Here is a 15633-nt window from a genome sequence, read left to right as displayed (position 1 = left end):
CTCCTCTACATTATGTTCGTTTCAATATATGCTTGTACCAAATACAATAGACCTTCTAGCTTTTTATTGTCCTAGAATGGTCTATTGTCATTTTTATTTAATTAAACATATTTCCTGTCATATTACTCTTGTACATCTACTTTTACATCTTTTTCTTCGTCTGTCGCTCCATTTGGTTTATTTAATTCAATCGTTAAATAGTCGTGATCCCGTAGCTCTGAATCTTCTTTAATACTCTGACTTGTAACAAATCCAGATCCCTTTGATGAGATATTTAGCTTAAATAATTTACCTAAACGGTTAACATCCGATTTTGACCATCCAATAATAGATGGCATTGTATTTGTTCCATTTGTCTTAAGATAAATAGTAGTACCTCTGACAACTTGAGTTTTTGACTTAATTGATTGACCAGTAACTTCTAAACCATTTCCTAATAATACAGGTTTCAATCCTTCAGATGTAGCTAAAGATTTAGCTTCATCTAAAGTTAAACCTTTCAAATTCGGAATTTCTATACTTTCTTTATCAATTAATTTGTCTACTTTGGCATTTTTAACAGGCTCAACCTTCATATACTCTAAAGCGCCCTTTGTAACTGTTCTAAATATTTCAGAAACACCATCTGAACCGATTTCAGTTGCTTCAAGTTTTGGACGAAGCATCGCTACATAAACGACTAATTTTGGATTATCTGCAGGTGCCATACCGATAAATGAAAACAGGTTTTGACCGCGTCCTTTAAGATATTTCCCATGATCGTCAACAACTTGGGCAGTACCAGTTTTACCAGCAACAGTATAACCTTCAATCGCATAGTTATGCCCAGTACCATGCGGCGCAGTAATAACCGTTTCTAATAACGCTCTCTCTCTTTTTGCTGTTTCTTCTGAAATTGGATTACCAACAACTTGAGATTTATAGTCTTTAATAACTTTATTCGTATCATGATCGACAATTTTATCGACAATATAAGGCTTCATCATTTTTCCATTGTTAGCAATAGCACTTGCAGCTTGGATAATTTGAATTCCTGTTACTGTAGATCCTTGTCCAAAAGCAGTTGTTGTTTTTTCAAGTGGATAATTAAATACTAATTTACCACTTGATTCCCCTGGAAGATTAATATTCGTTTTTTGTGTAAATCCAAAGTTTTTATAGTATTGTAAAAAGCGATCTGCACCTAATTTTTCATTAAGAAGAATCGAAATACCTACGTTTGAAGACCTTTGAATCCCTTCGTCAAAAGTAATTGAACCCCATCCATTTCGATTTACGTCATGGACAGTTCCTCCACCTGGTACTTTATATCGACCTGATTGGAAATATTCATTTCCATTATAAACGCCTTCATTCATTGCAGCACCTAAAGTGAATATTTTCATTGTAGAACCTGCTTCAATTGCATATGAAATCGGGTCATTAGTATAGTTTGTAATGTCATGAAGATTCGGATTGAAGCTAGGACGGTTACTCATTGCAACAATTTTACCGGTTTTTGGATCAGAAACGATTGCCATAATCTTTTCTGGCTCATATTTTTTTTCAACGCTAGTCATTGCGTCTTCTAGTAAACTCTGAATCTTTGTATCTATTGTTAAATACACATCATCACCATTATGTGGAGGCGTAACCTTCTCATTTTCATATGGTAGAATATTTCCTTTTCGATCACGTAAAAAGCTTCTTTTTCCATCTTTTTCAGTTAATTCATTATTCAATGATTTTTCTAATCCCATTTCTCCAATTAGGTCTCCATTATCATTTACATTCGTATATCCTAACGTATGAGAAGCAAATACACCATTTGGATAATATCGCTGCTGAGATGGGGTAAAAACAATACCAGGTAGCTTTAATTTCTCAATTTGTTCTTTTGTGCTTTGAGAAATATTTCTTCCACCTGGTCCTAATTCAACTTGATATTTTGGTTTACCTAATTTCGCTAAAAGATCCGATTCATCAATACCTAAAATTGGTGCTAATTCACTTGCGGTTTTTTCTTTGTCCACGACATGTCTTTTCACTTTAGAGTTTTTTGATGCACTTGGATCTAGAACGGCCGATACAGTGTAAGCTGTCACTTCTTCCGCTAGTGGAACACCATTTGAGTCATATATTGTTCCTCTTTTAGCAGGAATTTTTTGGGATGTATTGTAATTCTCATCCGCATAAACTTTTAAATTTTTACCTTCTACTGTGCTTGATAATTGAATATAAGAAAGTCTAGCAACAAGGGAGAAAAAAAGGATTAAAGTACCAATAAAAAACCAACGAATACCATAATTTGTGTATTTATTCTTTTTCTTACTCATATCTCAATCTCCTACTTGCTAGTGTCGGTAAACTTTACATTGTTACTATCAATATTTAAACCTAACTCTTTTGCTTTTTGCCATATGCGCTCATATGTGCTTAATTCATCAATCTTCATTTTAAGCTCAGAGTTATGCTGTTTTCCATTCGCTATTTCATTTTTCACATGTTGAATTTTTAAATTTGTATCATATATTGCCGCTTGAGTTTTAATAATTTTTGTACCCATAAAGAAGCACGCAAAAATAAATACTAAATAAAGTATTTTCTCAAAAGGTGTAATTTTTGATACTTTCTTTTGTTTTTTCTTGTTAGAAGGTCTTTGTTGTAAATCAGTAACTTGTTTTTGTTGTAGCTTTCTAGCCAAATTACTCATTATTTTCCCTCCTTATAATTTTTCTGCAACCCTTAACTTTGCAGATCTTGCTCGCTTATTAAATTCGACTTCTTCATCTGTTGGTAAAAGTGGCTTTCTTGTCACTAATTTTAACTTCGGCTTAAACTCATCTGGAATAATTGGTAAACCTGGTGGTAACGGCGGAAGTGAACTAGCTTCTTTAAAAATCGTTTTACAAATACGATCCTCTAATGAATGGAATGTTATGACACTTATTCTGCCTTTTGGTTTTATTAGGGTAATTGCATCCTTTAAAGCTTCTTCAAATACTCCTAATTCATCATTTACTGCTATACGAATTGCTTGAAAAATCCTTTTAGCAGGATGTCCACCTGTTCTTCTTGCAGGTGCAGGTATTGCATCTTTAATGATTTCAACTAACTCAAAAGTTGTTTCAATCGGCTTCTTAGCTCTTAATTCTTCGATCCTTCTTGCAACTTGTTTAGAGAATTTCTCTTCTCCGTATCGGAAAAATATTTTCACAAGCTGCTCATAAGGCCAGTCGTTTACAACTTCATATGCTGATAATGTTTGTTCTTGATTCATACGCATATCTAGTGGTGCGTCTTGATGAAAACTAAATCCACGTTCAGCAACATCTAGTTGTGGCGAAGAAACACCTAAGTCAAATAAGATTCCATCTACTTCATAAATACCTAAATTATGGAGTTCTTCTTTTATATGTTTAAAATTACTTTTTACAATTGTTAATTGATTTTCATATTTATTCAATCGCTCTTTTGCATGTCTAATTGCTGTTTCATCTTGGTCAAAAGCGATTAATCTACCCTTTGATGAAAGCTGAGATAGTAAGTATTCACTATGACCTCCACCGCCAAGAGTACAATCTACATAAATGCCGTCTTCCTTAATATCTAAAGAATCCACAGTTTCTTTTAATAAAACCGTAATATGTTCAAACATGATGCTTTCACTACTTTCAATTTGTTAATTTTTTACAAGTCAAAACCGATTAAGTTTTCTGCTAACTCACCAAATGACTCTTCTGATTCATTCATATATGTATTCCAAGTTGATAAATCCCAAATCTCAATACGATTTGTAACACCAACTACTACACATTCTTTTTCTAATTTTGCATAACTGCGTAAATTAGGTGTTATATTAATTCTCCCCATCTTATCCATCTCACATTCCATTGCTCCTGAGAAGAAAAAACGGGTAAATGCTCTCGCATCTTTTTTAGTTAGTGGTAGTGTGCGCAGTTTATCTTCAATTACACTCCATTCGGCCAATGAATAACCAAATAAGCATTGATCCAAACCTCTTGTAACAATGAAGTTTTCACCAAGCTTGTCTCGAAATTTAGAAGGTATAATAAGACGTCCTTTTACATCGATATTATGTTGATATTCACCGATAAACATCCTATTCCCCCACTTTCTAACACAAACTTACCACATTCCCCCACTTCTTACCACCTTTTCTAAAAAATTCTTTAAAAAACGAAAAAATCCTGCTAGCAGTGCAGCAGGATTTCATTTTTATTATAAAATTCAGCTTATTCCAATGTTTGTTTCCTATAAAAAACAACTATTCATATTAATAAAAGCGATATTTTTGATTAAAGGCTTAAATTTTTACGATTTGATGAGCGTAATCCCATGATAGTTCTAAATCACAAAGTTCATGAACAAAATCAAAACCATATTTATTAATATAGTAGAGAATATTTAGTGTTCTCTCTTGAGGTCTCCCATTTGGAGAAATTGAACAGATGATCCGATTCCACTTTTCAATTTGCTCTTCATTTTGCTTTAAAATTGATTCTTCTATTTTTCGTTCTAAAAGAAGAATTTGTTCTTCAATCTTTAAAAAATTCTTTATAGAAAAATCCTTTAAGTTAGGTGTTACTTTTTTCGTTACATCTTGAAGAGGTTTATGCAATTCTTCTAAAGATTTTTTAGCATGACTAAACACTTCTTTATAGTCTAGTTTCACTTGATCTTTAATCCATTCGGCTTTCTTCTCTTCTAATGATGTTTTCAGCACCTCATTAGTATCTAATGAAAAATCTTCTAATGCTGATACGATATTTCGTTCAAAAATAGTAAACATATGTCTTAAAAATACAGGTGGCATTTGAAGGTTAAATAGACCAAAAATGTCCTTTAACTCAGCCCAATAAGCAATTTCACCAGGGCCACCAACAAATGCTAATGTAGGAAATAAATACTCCTGCATGACTGGTCTAGTAACCACATTATTACTTAATAAGGCTGGCTGTTCATTTGCGATTTTGATCAACTCAAGTTTAGAGAATTGATAATTTTTATTTTTTGTTTGAAAAACATCTTCATCTTCAGACACTTCAAGCAACTGTCTACCTTCATTACTATGGTAAAAGAGGTGAATACTCTGTTCAGAAATTTGAAGTGTTTCGTGGTATCCAGATTTTATTAATCTGCTTTTCGTATCCTTTAAAACGCCTCTTACGTTCTCTTGCTTTTGAATCATTTCATTAAATAAAGATGACTCCAACTCACGGACATTAGGATCGTCAGCATCAATTAAGACAAGTCCCTCTTTTTTGAACAATTTAAAAATAATTTTCGCAAAAAAATCTACGTAAGTAGTAGATTGCTCAATCATCGAATATAGTTCTTCAAGTAAAGCTTTCGAATAATTTGTTTCATCAAAAGTTTTAACGATTTTATCAATCCACTTTTTCATTTCCTGTTGATCTAATTCTGTTCTAGAAGCAGCATGGGAATAAGTCGTTTTTTGATAAAAGGTTTGTTTTTTTACTGTATTGTTCTCAATTGTATGAATATGGTTAATTTCATCTATATCATGGTCTTCACCAGCAATCCAAAATACTGGGACGACTGTTAGCCCATGTTCTTTTTCATATTTCTTGGCCAATTGAATAATTGAAATAATTTTATGTATAGAATACAAAGGGCCAGTTAATAAGCCAGCTTGTTGTCCACCAATTACAACAAATGAATTATTATTCAATAATTTTTTCACATTTTCTAATGATTCATTACTTGCATGATGCTTATGATGAAACTTCTCTAGTGCATTAACTAATCCTGTGCGATTATAAGAACGCTCCATTACATTTTTAATTCTATATTCCATTTCTTCCTTTACTAATGGATTTTCACCAAAGAAAGAAGAAATTACTTCATTTCCATTTACAAAATCATTCAGCAATTTATTTTGCCCGTCTAAATGGACTTTACTAATTTGCATTACGAACTTCCTCTCTCGATCTTCAATTAAGCATTATACTCAGCTATTTTTAAAACTAAACCAGTCAACACGGTTATACAGTGAAGAATTATAAATAGAATACATGACATTCTCCAAAAACCTTTTAGTAGCTTAGTAAACCGAATATCTCTTTTTGCTTTCCATTGAAGAATAATACTAATAAATAAGATAACCAATAATAAATTAATTAATATCCAACCTGTTGCAGTCGGAAAAATCATATTTAAAACAAAATAAGATGAACTAATATATAGAATTGTAGATAAATCTAACGTAAAAAGCAAAAGTTTACGCTTGTTATTTTTAAAAAATAATTTTAAAAACATATAGATAAATATTGTTGAAAAAATCGGAAATTCAATTAATAGTGAAATAAAGAAAATGAAAAATTTTTCCAAAAAGAATTACCCCTTTTTCTTCTCAAGTCCTTTTATACTATTGTACACAAGTTCAATTGTTGGTACATTTATTTTTTTATTAATTGCCAATTTTTTAACAAATCCTAGCATACTTTCAATTTCTGTTTGTCTACCGTGAAATAAATCGCGATTCATTGATGAGTAGTTTTCTTTCGTTTTCTCACATATTTCTACTAATTTATTCCACTCTTTTTGGTTATTTAAATCTAGGATCGTTGCAACCTCATTAAATAATAAATTACAAATTGGTTTAAAATACTCATTAGTGATTAATTCACCATTTCGAACGTTCAATATAGACGTTAAAGGGTTAATAACACAATTTATTAAACACTTTTGTTTAAGTATATATTCCCAATCATCTTGGCTTTTAAATGGAAACTCAGCTGTATGTAAACTTGATAATCGATTTAAAGCATCTATTTTCCCTTTTATTTGTCCAATTCGAATTATACCTTTACCAGTATGCGTGATTTCATTCGGAGAAGTTTTTAATGCACCGTGTTCAACTATACCTATAAAGCAATTTGGGATAGGTAAATTTTTAACGATTTCAATATGAGACATTCCATTCTGGAGAAATAATATATTCTCACCCTCATATTGACTTAACGTGCTAACGATTTGATTTAAATGATATTGCTTTACACAAACAATTAATAGATCGAACGTATTTATTTTAGGTAATAATTTATCTGCTGTTATACACATTTGTTTCGTTTTTTCATCTACTGAAAGTATAACACCTAAGTTATTTATAAGATTTGCCTGCTCTTCTGTTCTCGTAAACAATGTAACATTATGTTTATTTTGATACAAATACGATGCTGTAAGAAGACCGACTGCACCACCACCAATTATGCCTATTTTCATTGATTTCTCCATTCGAAAAATTATTTTTCCACTATTATCTTCTTGATAATAAATTTACACCGAATCTATCTTTTTTTAAATTTAATTGTACGATATAATTATATTTAAAATATTAAAAATTTACATTCTTTTTAAGGGGGAGCTTTTTTGAACATCAAGATAGAACGTTTACAAATAAATTTTAAAACACTTGAACAATTTCAGCAATTTTCCGGTTACGGTTTACAAGAGCTATCAATGCTTGAAGATCTTGAATCAAATTTAATTGATAACGAATTTCAATCTCCTTTCTATGGTATTTACTTAGGCAAGGCACTTATTGCCCGAATGAGTTTATATACCCATAGTGAAAATAATGAAGAATTAATTGAAATTAATAAAATGGAAGTTCTACCTTATTATCAAAAGAATGGGTACGGAAAAGAATTAGTAAATTTCGCTAAATCCTTTAAGAAAACAATTAAAACGATACCAAGAGCAAATTCAAATGAATTTTGGAAAAAACAAGGTTTCATTGAGGCAGATTCTGAATTTGTCATTTGGAAACCTGAAAATAAATAAAGACAAAAAAAACTCAACACTTCTTTAGAAGATGTTGAGTTTTTTCATTTTATTTTACCTTCGTGTCATTTTTAGAACTAATATTTACTATTTTTCGTTTTTGATCTAAAAAATCAAATAAATGTTCATACTCACTTTGAAGCTCATTTAGTTTTTCAACTAATTGTTGCTTTTCAATTTTCAATTGTTCATTTTCTTGTTTATATTTTAATAGCTTTTTTTCTAAAGATTGTATATCTTTAATTCGTCCACTGGCATCAACTTTTAATCTCAAATATTCAAGGAATTTATAGACTGACTCAAAGGTTATTTCTGGATGGCCTTTTTCTGTTGTAGCGTCTTCGTGAATCTCATTCGTAATTATTTCCGAATCGTGCGTTGGTTCTACCTCATTTGTGGGAACAGCTTGTTTTTTACTACTATTTTTTGCTTTTTCAATCTCTTCTTTGTAGAACTTTCTAACAAAAGAATTCCATCGGTAACCGCAAGCAGCAGCTGTCCTTGATAAGCTCTTTGCTACAACTTTAAAAGCCATTAATTGAGTTGACCCTTCATTTATCGTTTTTAAAACTACTTCAGCTAAGTAGTTATCTTCATCTTTAGTCCATGCATCCTGGCGATTTGCAACCATTTGCAATCCCCTCCAATTTCTTATGCAATAAGCAGATTTTACTAATTCATATGCACAAAAAAATGAAGGTAGAAGATTACTTTTCCAATTTTTTTGTAAATTGTTCGATATTTTTTATATGTTCATCTGAAAACCAAAGTGGCATAGCAGAAATAACTTCTTCTTCCATTCTTCTCTTAAGATTTTGCTCGGTCCATTTACGAATAAGTATTTTTTTATTTTGATGATGAATTTGTGCAGGAATACTTTTAGCTAAACTAATAAAGCTTTCATTATGTAAACTTGTTAAATCTTTTGATAGTTCATGTATAAAGCCGATTTTCTTAGCTTGAAATGCGGTGTAAATATTTGAGGATGATAGTAATGTAATCCAGTCTTGATGACTCATTTTTTCTTGAAGTACAGTACCTCCACCCCAAGAGGTTGGAATTCCCATTCTTCCTTGAATAAACCCTATTTTCGCATTGTGACTCGCGTATCTAAAATCGAATGCACTTGCCAGTTCGCAGCCGCCACCTAAAGCATAACCATTAATAAAACAAATTGTAATTTGAGGTAACATAGCTATTTGATAGATTACATCACACATTTTTAGATTAAAAGATTCCAATCCACTTAAATTATTTTTAAACTTTAAAATTGTGTTTAAATCTCCACCGGTACAAAAATATTTCATACCTTCCCCAGTTAATACAACTAGTTTACTTTGGGATTTCATTCGGATTTCTCGGATAATTTCAGAAAGTTTTTCTGCAGTATTTTCATCAATGCAATTCCCGTAATTAGGCCTATTTAAAAATATATAATCTATTTCATCTCTTTGATAAGTAATTACTTCAGACATTGGAATCCCTCTCTCTTTTCCTAGTTTCCTATTAGTTTTTATTATACTATACAGAAATTGAAATGGGCAGAGGTAAGAGGAAGCATGATTTTAGAGGAATCAACCTTGGACAACCTACGTTTAAAGGCAAAAGGAAAAGCACATAGTTTCCTATGTGCTCATTCAAAGACTAGCTTATTTGCTAAGTACTTGTTTTCCTTTGTAGTGTCCGCATGATTTACATACGCGGTGTGCTAATGTTAATTCACTACAGTTTGGGCATTCAACCATTCCAGGTACCGCTAATTTAAAATGCGTACGACGCTTTCTTTTTACAGTTTTGGACGTTCTTCTTGCAGGTACTGCCATTGATCCCACCTCCTTAAAGTCAGTGTTTGTTATGAAGCCGGTTATCCGGTACTTCTCAATTATCTTGTTTGTCAAAAAATTTTGCTAAACCAGCAAGTCGAGGGTCAATTTTTTGCTCTACTTCGACATGTTCCCTAACTTCCCAATCTGTTCCTGACGTTGGAGCTGTTTCTTTCCCCTCAACATCCTCTGCATAAACCTGCATTGGAATCTCGGCTAAGATACATTCCTCAATCACTGGGGTTAAGTCTAACACGTCACCCTCTAGGATGTGAAAATTCTCATCTTCACTTTTCCATTCAGATGTTGTAAAAAATGTTTCTGTTGTGGTAATCGACAAAGGATATTTTACATCAACTAATGTTCTTACACAAGGTAAAATTAAATATCCAGTTATTGTTAAATGAAACGTATAACGGTTCGTTCCAAAATCAACTCGTCCAGTAACTCGAATTGGAGAAACCTCTCGAATATCAGTATTACGTTCCTTTATTTGACTTACATCAATTGTCTCATCTAAATTTAAACCTTTATGTCTTAATTTCTGCAACTGGTGCACTGACCATTTCATAAATAAACCACCTCAAGGCAACAATGAAAATTATATATTCTTTATAATCACTTGTCAATATTTTTTCTTTACACTTCAGAAAAGCGGAGGCGACTGTTCAGCTCCGACAAGCATAAGACGGTTTTTGGCTAAGATTTGAACTTTAATCTTAGACGGAAATTGACTTATGACCTCGAGGAGCTAGGAGCCGGAGCTAGACATCTTTTCACTTCTTTGACTGAATTCCCGACAAGCATAAGACGGTTTTTAGCTAAGATTTGCTCTTTAATCTTAGATGAAAATTGGCTTATGACTCGAGGAGTTAGGAGCCGGAGCTAGACATCTTTTTTACTTCTTTTTTGAATATCTCCATCCAAAAGAAGTGGCATTCTTTCCACTTCAAAGATTAATGGAATATTTCCAATGAGCTAGCTTGTGGAACTAGACATCTTTTCTACTTCTTGACTGAATTCCCGACAAGCTTAAGACGAAAAATTCACTAAAAGTTTTAGACTTGGTTACTAGCTTTCCCCTTTAATCCTTGACCTTGCTTCTTATATGTAACCTATCTAATATATTATTTTCCACAATAAAATTCAATACAATTCACACTAGGTTGCGAATTATTTCTCAAAACTGGTATTCTTAATGTATAAATTCGTGAAATTAGTAAATATTGGAGGTGCATTTCTCTGCGTTCGGTTGGTGTAGTAGTAGAGTATAACCCATTACATAATGGGCATGTTTTTCACTTAACTAGTTCTAAAAAAAGTACAAATGCTGATGTTGTTATTGCGGTAATGAGTGGTCAATTTTTACAAAGGGGCGAGCCAGCAGTCGTTCCAAAGCATGTACGAACAAAGTTGGCTTTACAAGCAGGTGCAGATCTTGTTATTGAATTACCTTATAGCTATTCGACTCAACACGCTAGCATCTTTGCCAAAGGAGCTATTTCAATTCTTGATTCTTTAAAATGTGATTATGTTTGCTTTGGAAGTGAAGAGGGTAAAATTGAGACATTTTATGAGTTAATTAAACAAAAGAAGCAGCTTACTTCTTCAATCAATACAAGTATACGTACTTTTCTTGATGAAGGACTAAGTTATCCTGCTGCATATAGTACAGCATTACAAAAAAATCTTGAATCATCAAAGCTAGATGTTTCACTTCCAAATAATATTTTAGGAATTCATTATTTAGAAGCTATTGAACACTTTGATAGTCGAATGGAAGGTAGAACGATTCAGCGAATAGCTGCAAATTATCATGATGAAGAAACCAATCATCATAGCATCGCTAGCGCTACTGCAATTAGAAAAATTCTAAAAGGTGACAATCAATCGATTTCTGACTTTGTTCCATGCTTTACTAAAGATTCCATTGAAGAATATATAAATGAGTATGGTGCGCTTCATTCTTGGAATGAATATTTACCATTTTTGAAATATAAATTAATGACTTCAACTAAAGAAGAACTTGAAGAAATTTACGAAGCTGTCGAAGGTTTAGAAAGAAGAGTATTACATTCTGTATTAAACTGTCTTAATTTTGAAGAGTTAATGACCTCAATAAAAACAAAGCGATATACTTGGACTCGAATTCAAAGGTTGTTAACACATATCTTAACAAATACATCAAAAAAGGAAATGGCATCAATATTAGAGAAAGATCGAGTTCCTTATATTCGTTTACTTGGTATGAGTTCAATGGGAAAAACTTATTTAAATACCAAAAAAAAATTAATCGACTTACCTATTTACACGACGATTAATCAGCAAAATCAAAAAGAACTAAGTACGGATTTGAAAGCAACCCATACTTATGCTTCGATGCTTTCATTAGACAATCAACAAAAATTAATAAAAACCGAATATTCACTGTATCCAATTATTTATGATGAAAAAAGTAATCAATTTAGTAGATCTTAAGTAGTTACAACTACATATTATAAGCTCAAAAATGGCAGGTTTAGGGATATCCCCCTTAAATCCTGCCATTTTTTTATGCACTTATTTCAATTCAAATTATTTTTTTGTCTTTAGCTTTTCAAGATAATTGATTGCTTGGTCATATGTATCAATTGGTATTATTTTCATTTTCAAGTCATGTTTTTTCGCACTTTTTACAGCTTCATTATAATTAGAATTCTTTTTACCGTTCTCATTTGGTGCAAAGAAAATCTCTGCCCCCGAATCAGATGCTGCGATTATTTTTTGAGATATACCACCAATCGGGCCAACGACTCCATTTTTATCAATTGTTCCAGTTCCAGCTATTTCATGACCTTTTGCTAAACTTTCGTCTTTTAATTGATCATAAATTTCCAGAGCAAACATTAGTCCCGCTGAAGGTCCACCGATCTCTTCTGAATTTATTTTAACTTTTGGATTTGTAGTTAAATTTAAATTTTCTGCTATAGAAACACCAATTCCAGCACGATTCGGTTCGTCTTTAAAAGCTTTTGTTTTAATATTAAAGTATTTAATTTTTCCTTTTCTACTTACTTCTAAATTAAAATTTGTACCAGGTTTTCTACTTTTTACAGTATTGGTAAAGTCATTGATCGTACTAATTTCTTTCCCATCAATTTTTGTGATAATGTCACCTAGCATTAATACGTTATGGGCTGGCATATCCTTTAAAACAGATACGACTACTATTCCGTTTTCCGTCACTTTATAAGATTTTTTAGCCTGCTTATATGCATTTAAAATCGCAGCTTGCTTTGATTCTTCCATATACCTTAATTGGCGGAACTGATAATCTTCATCACTTTCACCTTTTACTTTTATTTCATCTATCTTGTATAAATGGTAACTGTCATTAATTTTCGTACCGATATATGAATAGACATTTGCCTTACCCATTGCTACGGTTGTTAGCATAAATTCACCTTTATCTTTTTTTGCACCATCAACTTTTACATATGGCCTTAAAGGCTCTGCTAAGCCTGGTTTTGTAACATAGTATGGTAATGGAATGAAATATAAAAGAATTAGCGTTATACCAAGTACTAATAGTACATTAAGAATTCTGATCCTTTTTATCACTATTTTTCTCCTTCCATTGCTCAATCTTTTCAAGAATCTCTGGTATTAATTTTTCTGTAGCTTCTTCACCTATTTTGATAACATTTTCAAGGTTAGTAAAGTTTCTAGAATTAACATGGTCTAATTTAGGTCTAATCATAACATTAGAAGCAATTTCTCTATTTCTAACGAGCTCATGCTGCATTATTTCAATACTTTGCATAATCACGTCATAGATCGTCGAAACTTCTCCACTAACTTGAATCGGTGAAGCATCTACTCCAATAATAAAATCCGCTCCCATCTCTTTTACAACTGAAACGGGGATACGATCGATGACTCCACCATCAACTAACAGTCTTCCATTCCACGTTTCTGGTACAAAAATTCCCGGTATTGAAATACTCGCTCGGACTGCAGTAGCAATATCTCCCTCTTGAAATACAATTTTTTCTCCTGTTAACAAATCTGTAGCGATTACTGACACTGGTAAATCTAATTCTTCAAGCTTTCTTCCAAATGATAGTACTTTTATCAACTCTTTCACTCTGTTCCCAGAAATCAAACCCATTTTTGGAACGACATAGTCAATATAGTATTTAGATTGAAATACTTTTGCAATTTTATATAGTCGATCTACATCCGCACCAGCACCGTATAAAACAGCAACTAAAGCACCTATACTACTGCCTGCAATCAGATCTATAGGAATATTATGCTTTTTTAAAACGGAAATTACACCAACATGTGCAAATCCTCGTGCACCTCCTGAACCTAATGCTAAACCAATTTTCGGTTCCAAGTTGTTTCCCCTCCAATTAAACTCTTTGGTCTAAAATTGAATTCCAGCTACGTATATTTAATTGTACAAGTTTTTTTTATACATATATTACTATCTTATTTCCTACTCATTGGTCTTACTACAATTAGACAAATATCTATATGTTTTTTAAGTTTATCTTTGGAGGTTTATATGTGAAAAAAAATTATTTCATTACCTTACTAATTTTTTTATTACTCATATTTCTGACATCAACAATTATTTTGCATCCAGAGGTAGCATTTAAAGGATCAATTAGAGGGTTAAATATGTGGTGGGGAATCGTATTTCCTTCGCTCCTTCCTTTTTTCATTTTAAGTGAACTTCTAATATGCTTTGGAATTGTTCAATTTATTGGTGTATTTTTAGAGCCAATTATGAGACCTTTATTTAGAGTTCCGGGTGTTGGGGCGTTCGTTTGGGCTATGGGGATGGCATCAGGATTTCCTTCAGGTGCAAAACTTTCTGCAAAATTATATAAAGATGGGGAATTAACAAAATTAGAAGCCGAACGACTTAATTCATTTACAAATTCATCTAATCCTTTGTTTATTTTTGTTGCAGTATCTGTTGGTTTTTTTCACAATCCAAAAGTTGGGCTCGTACTTGCACTCAGTCATTATTTATCTAACGCTATTGTAGGCCTCATTATGAGGTTTTATGGAAGAAACCAACCTAACTACTCTCGTAAAGAAAGAATTCATTCTAACCGCTTTAAATACGCTTTTAAAGTTATGCATGAAAAAAGATTAAGTGAAAGAAGACCGATTGGAAAAATACTAGGGGATGCAATAGCTTCTTCCGTACAGACATTATTAATGATTGGTGGATTTATTATCGTTTTTTCTGTTCTTAATATGCTTTTAATTGAAATTGGATTTATATCGAATGTTGGTAAGATAATTGCATATTGCTTTTCAAATTTAAAGGTTAATGGCAATTTATCTACGCCTTTTTTATCTGGGTTATTTGAAATTACGTTAGGATCTAAATTAGTCAGTGAGCTAGGCAATAGTACATTATTGCAGCAAGTGGCATTAACTAGCTTTATTTTAGGTTTTGGCGGTTTTTCAATACAAGCCCAAGTAGCAAGTATTATTTCTGAAGTGAAATTAAGTATTAAGCCTTATTTAATCGGTCGTTTATTACAATCTGGAATTGCACCTATTTTAGCAATTATTTTTTGGAAGCCACTATATGTTAATCGGTTAACTTCTAATGCTATTAATAATACTTTACCTGTTATAAAGATTTTTACAGAGAAACAGTTAAACTTCGAAACATTGATTTCAGCAGGTTCATTTATAACATTAATTTCGCTTTACATTTATGTAATTATTTTAATTTATAAACTGTATATTAAAAAGTTATCTTCTTAAACCTTTTCATTTAAAAAAGAAACCTCAGTTTAAATTAAACTTGAGGTTTCTCGCGCTGTTGAAATTCAACCTTGTCAATTAAATTACCAAATATCCGTAAAGGAGTTTAATGCGATTGATTTCCACTACGGGATGCTCGCTTTCCATGGGGCGAGGTTCTTTAGCCTCCTCGGCAAGCCTGCGGGGTCTCAGCCTTCCCGCTTATCCCATAGGAGTCGAGCAC

The 15633-nt window shown here is 32.1% G+C and carries 16 protein-coding genes; 3 read left to right on the top strand and 13 right to left on the bottom strand.

Going from position 1 to position 15633, the window contains the following annotated elements:
• Nucleotides 1-122: 122 nt before the first annotated feature.
• From COE53_RS01070 to COE53_RS01040, 7 genes are all read right to left on the bottom strand, one after another.
• Nucleotides 123-2315 (bottom strand): penicillin-binding protein, encoded by a 2193-nt coding sequence (locus COE53_RS01070; RefSeq protein WP_098947310.1) that lies wholly within the window; start codon nucleotides 2313-2315, stop codon nucleotides 123-125.
• Nucleotides 2316-2326: 11 nt separating this feature from the next.
• The gene (gene ftsL, locus COE53_RS01065; protein ID WP_069035593.1) at nucleotides 2327-2692 is read right to left on the bottom strand and encodes a cell division protein FtsL; all 366 of its coding nucleotides are present in this window, start codon (nucleotides 2690-2692) and stop codon (nucleotides 2327-2329) included.
• Nucleotides 2693-2704: 12 nt separating this feature from the next.
• Complete coding sequence (gene rsmH, locus COE53_RS01060; RefSeq protein ID WP_056471111.1) at nucleotides 2705-3637, bottom strand: 16S rRNA (cytosine(1402)-N(4))-methyltransferase RsmH; 933 nt, start codon at nucleotides 3635-3637, stop codon at nucleotides 2705-2707.
• A gap of 32 nt (nucleotides 3638-3669) precedes the next feature.
• On the bottom strand, nucleotides 3670-4101 hold the full coding sequence (mraZ, locus tag COE53_RS01055) for a division/cell wall cluster transcriptional repressor MraZ (RefSeq protein ID WP_025672272.1): 432 nt from the start codon (nucleotides 4099-4101) through the stop codon (nucleotides 3670-3672).
• Nucleotides 4102-4306: 205 nt separating this feature from the next.
• Nucleotides 4307-5935, bottom strand: a complete 1629-nt coding sequence (bshC, locus tag COE53_RS01050; RefSeq protein WP_069035592.1) for a bacillithiol biosynthesis cysteine-adding enzyme BshC — start codon at nucleotides 5933-5935, stop codon at nucleotides 4307-4309.
• Nucleotides 5936-5961: 26 nt separating this feature from the next.
• Nucleotides 5962-6354, bottom strand: a complete 393-nt coding sequence (locus COE53_RS01045) for a DUF3397 family protein (protein ID WP_069035591.1) — start codon at nucleotides 6352-6354, stop codon at nucleotides 5962-5964.
• Nucleotides 6355-6360: 6 nt separating this feature from the next.
• Entirely contained in the window at nucleotides 6361-7248 is an 888-nt protein-coding gene (locus COE53_RS01040) for a 2-dehydropantoate 2-reductase (RefSeq protein WP_069035590.1), read from the bottom strand.
• A gap of 147 nt (nucleotides 7249-7395) precedes the next feature.
• On the opposite strand from COE53_RS01040, the gene COE53_RS01035 reads away from it, so the two are divergent.
• Nucleotides 7396-7809: a GNAT family N-acetyltransferase gene (locus COE53_RS01035; protein ID WP_254664648.1), complete on the top strand. Its 414-nt coding sequence runs from the start codon at nucleotides 7396-7398 to the stop codon at nucleotides 7807-7809.
• A 49-nt stretch (nucleotides 7810-7858) separates the two neighbouring features.
• On the opposite strand, the gene COE53_RS01030 is transcribed toward COE53_RS01035, so the two are convergent.
• The 4 genes from COE53_RS01030 to COE53_RS01015 all read right to left on the bottom strand — a co-directional run bounded on the left by COE53_RS01030 (nucleotide 7859) and on the right by COE53_RS01015 (nucleotide 10203).
• The gene (locus tag COE53_RS01030) at nucleotides 7859-8440 is read right to left on the bottom strand and encodes a hypothetical protein (protein WP_069035589.1); all 582 of its coding nucleotides are present in this window, start codon (nucleotides 8438-8440) and stop codon (nucleotides 7859-7861) included.
• A gap of 76 nt (nucleotides 8441-8516) precedes the next feature.
• Nucleotides 8517-9284: an enoyl-CoA hydratase/isomerase family protein gene (locus COE53_RS01025; RefSeq protein WP_069035588.1), complete on the bottom strand. Its 768-nt coding sequence runs from the start codon at nucleotides 9282-9284 to the stop codon at nucleotides 8517-8519.
• A gap of 174 nt (nucleotides 9285-9458) precedes the next feature.
• On the bottom strand, nucleotides 9459-9632 hold the full coding sequence (gene rpmF, locus COE53_RS01020) for a 50S ribosomal protein L32 (RefSeq protein WP_025672195.1): 174 nt from the start codon (nucleotides 9630-9632) through the stop codon (nucleotides 9459-9461).
• A gap of 55 nt (nucleotides 9633-9687) precedes the next feature.
• Nucleotides 9688-10203 carry a YceD family protein gene (locus tag COE53_RS01015; RefSeq protein WP_025672196.1) on the bottom strand — a complete coding sequence of 172 codons (516 nt, stop codon included), beginning with the start codon at nucleotides 10201-10203 and terminating at the stop codon, nucleotides 9688-9690.
• 635 nt (nucleotides 10204-10838) lie between these two features.
• Between COE53_RS01015 and COE53_RS01010 the strand changes: the two genes are divergently transcribed.
• Complete coding sequence (locus COE53_RS01010) at nucleotides 10839-12110, top strand: nucleotidyltransferase (RefSeq protein WP_098947308.1); 1272 nt, start codon at nucleotides 10839-10841, stop codon at nucleotides 12108-12110.
• Between the two features lie 96 nt (nucleotides 12111-12206).
• On the opposite strand, the gene COE53_RS01005 is transcribed toward COE53_RS01010, so the two are convergent.
• Nucleotides 12207-13232, bottom strand: a complete 1026-nt coding sequence (locus COE53_RS01005) for a SepM family pheromone-processing serine protease (protein ID WP_098947306.1) — start codon at nucleotides 13230-13232, stop codon at nucleotides 12207-12209.
• Nucleotides 13207-14013 carry a patatin-like phospholipase family protein gene (locus tag COE53_RS01000; RefSeq protein ID WP_069035585.1) on the bottom strand — a complete coding sequence of 269 codons (807 nt, stop codon included), beginning with the start codon at nucleotides 14011-14013 and terminating at the stop codon, nucleotides 13207-13209. The genes COE53_RS01005 and COE53_RS01000 overlap by 26 nt, the downstream gene beginning before the upstream one ends.
• Before the next feature lie 140 nt (nucleotides 14014-14153).
• Between COE53_RS01000 and ylbJ the strand changes: the two genes are divergently transcribed.
• The gene (gene ylbJ / locus COE53_RS00995; protein ID WP_069035584.1) at nucleotides 14154-15410 is read left to right on the top strand and encodes a sporulation integral membrane protein YlbJ; all 1257 of its coding nucleotides are present in this window, start codon (nucleotides 14154-14156) and stop codon (nucleotides 15408-15410) included.
• Nucleotides 15411-15633 lie beyond the last annotated feature (223 nt).

It is taken from the genome of Bacillus sp. AFS029533, assembly GCF_002585125.1.
GTDB lineage: Bacteria > Bacillota > Bacilli > Bacillales > Bacillaceae_G > Gottfriedia > Gottfriedia luciferensis_B.
Note: the sequence above shows the minus strand (reverse complement) of the source record. Positions and strands in the feature narration are given on the sequence as shown.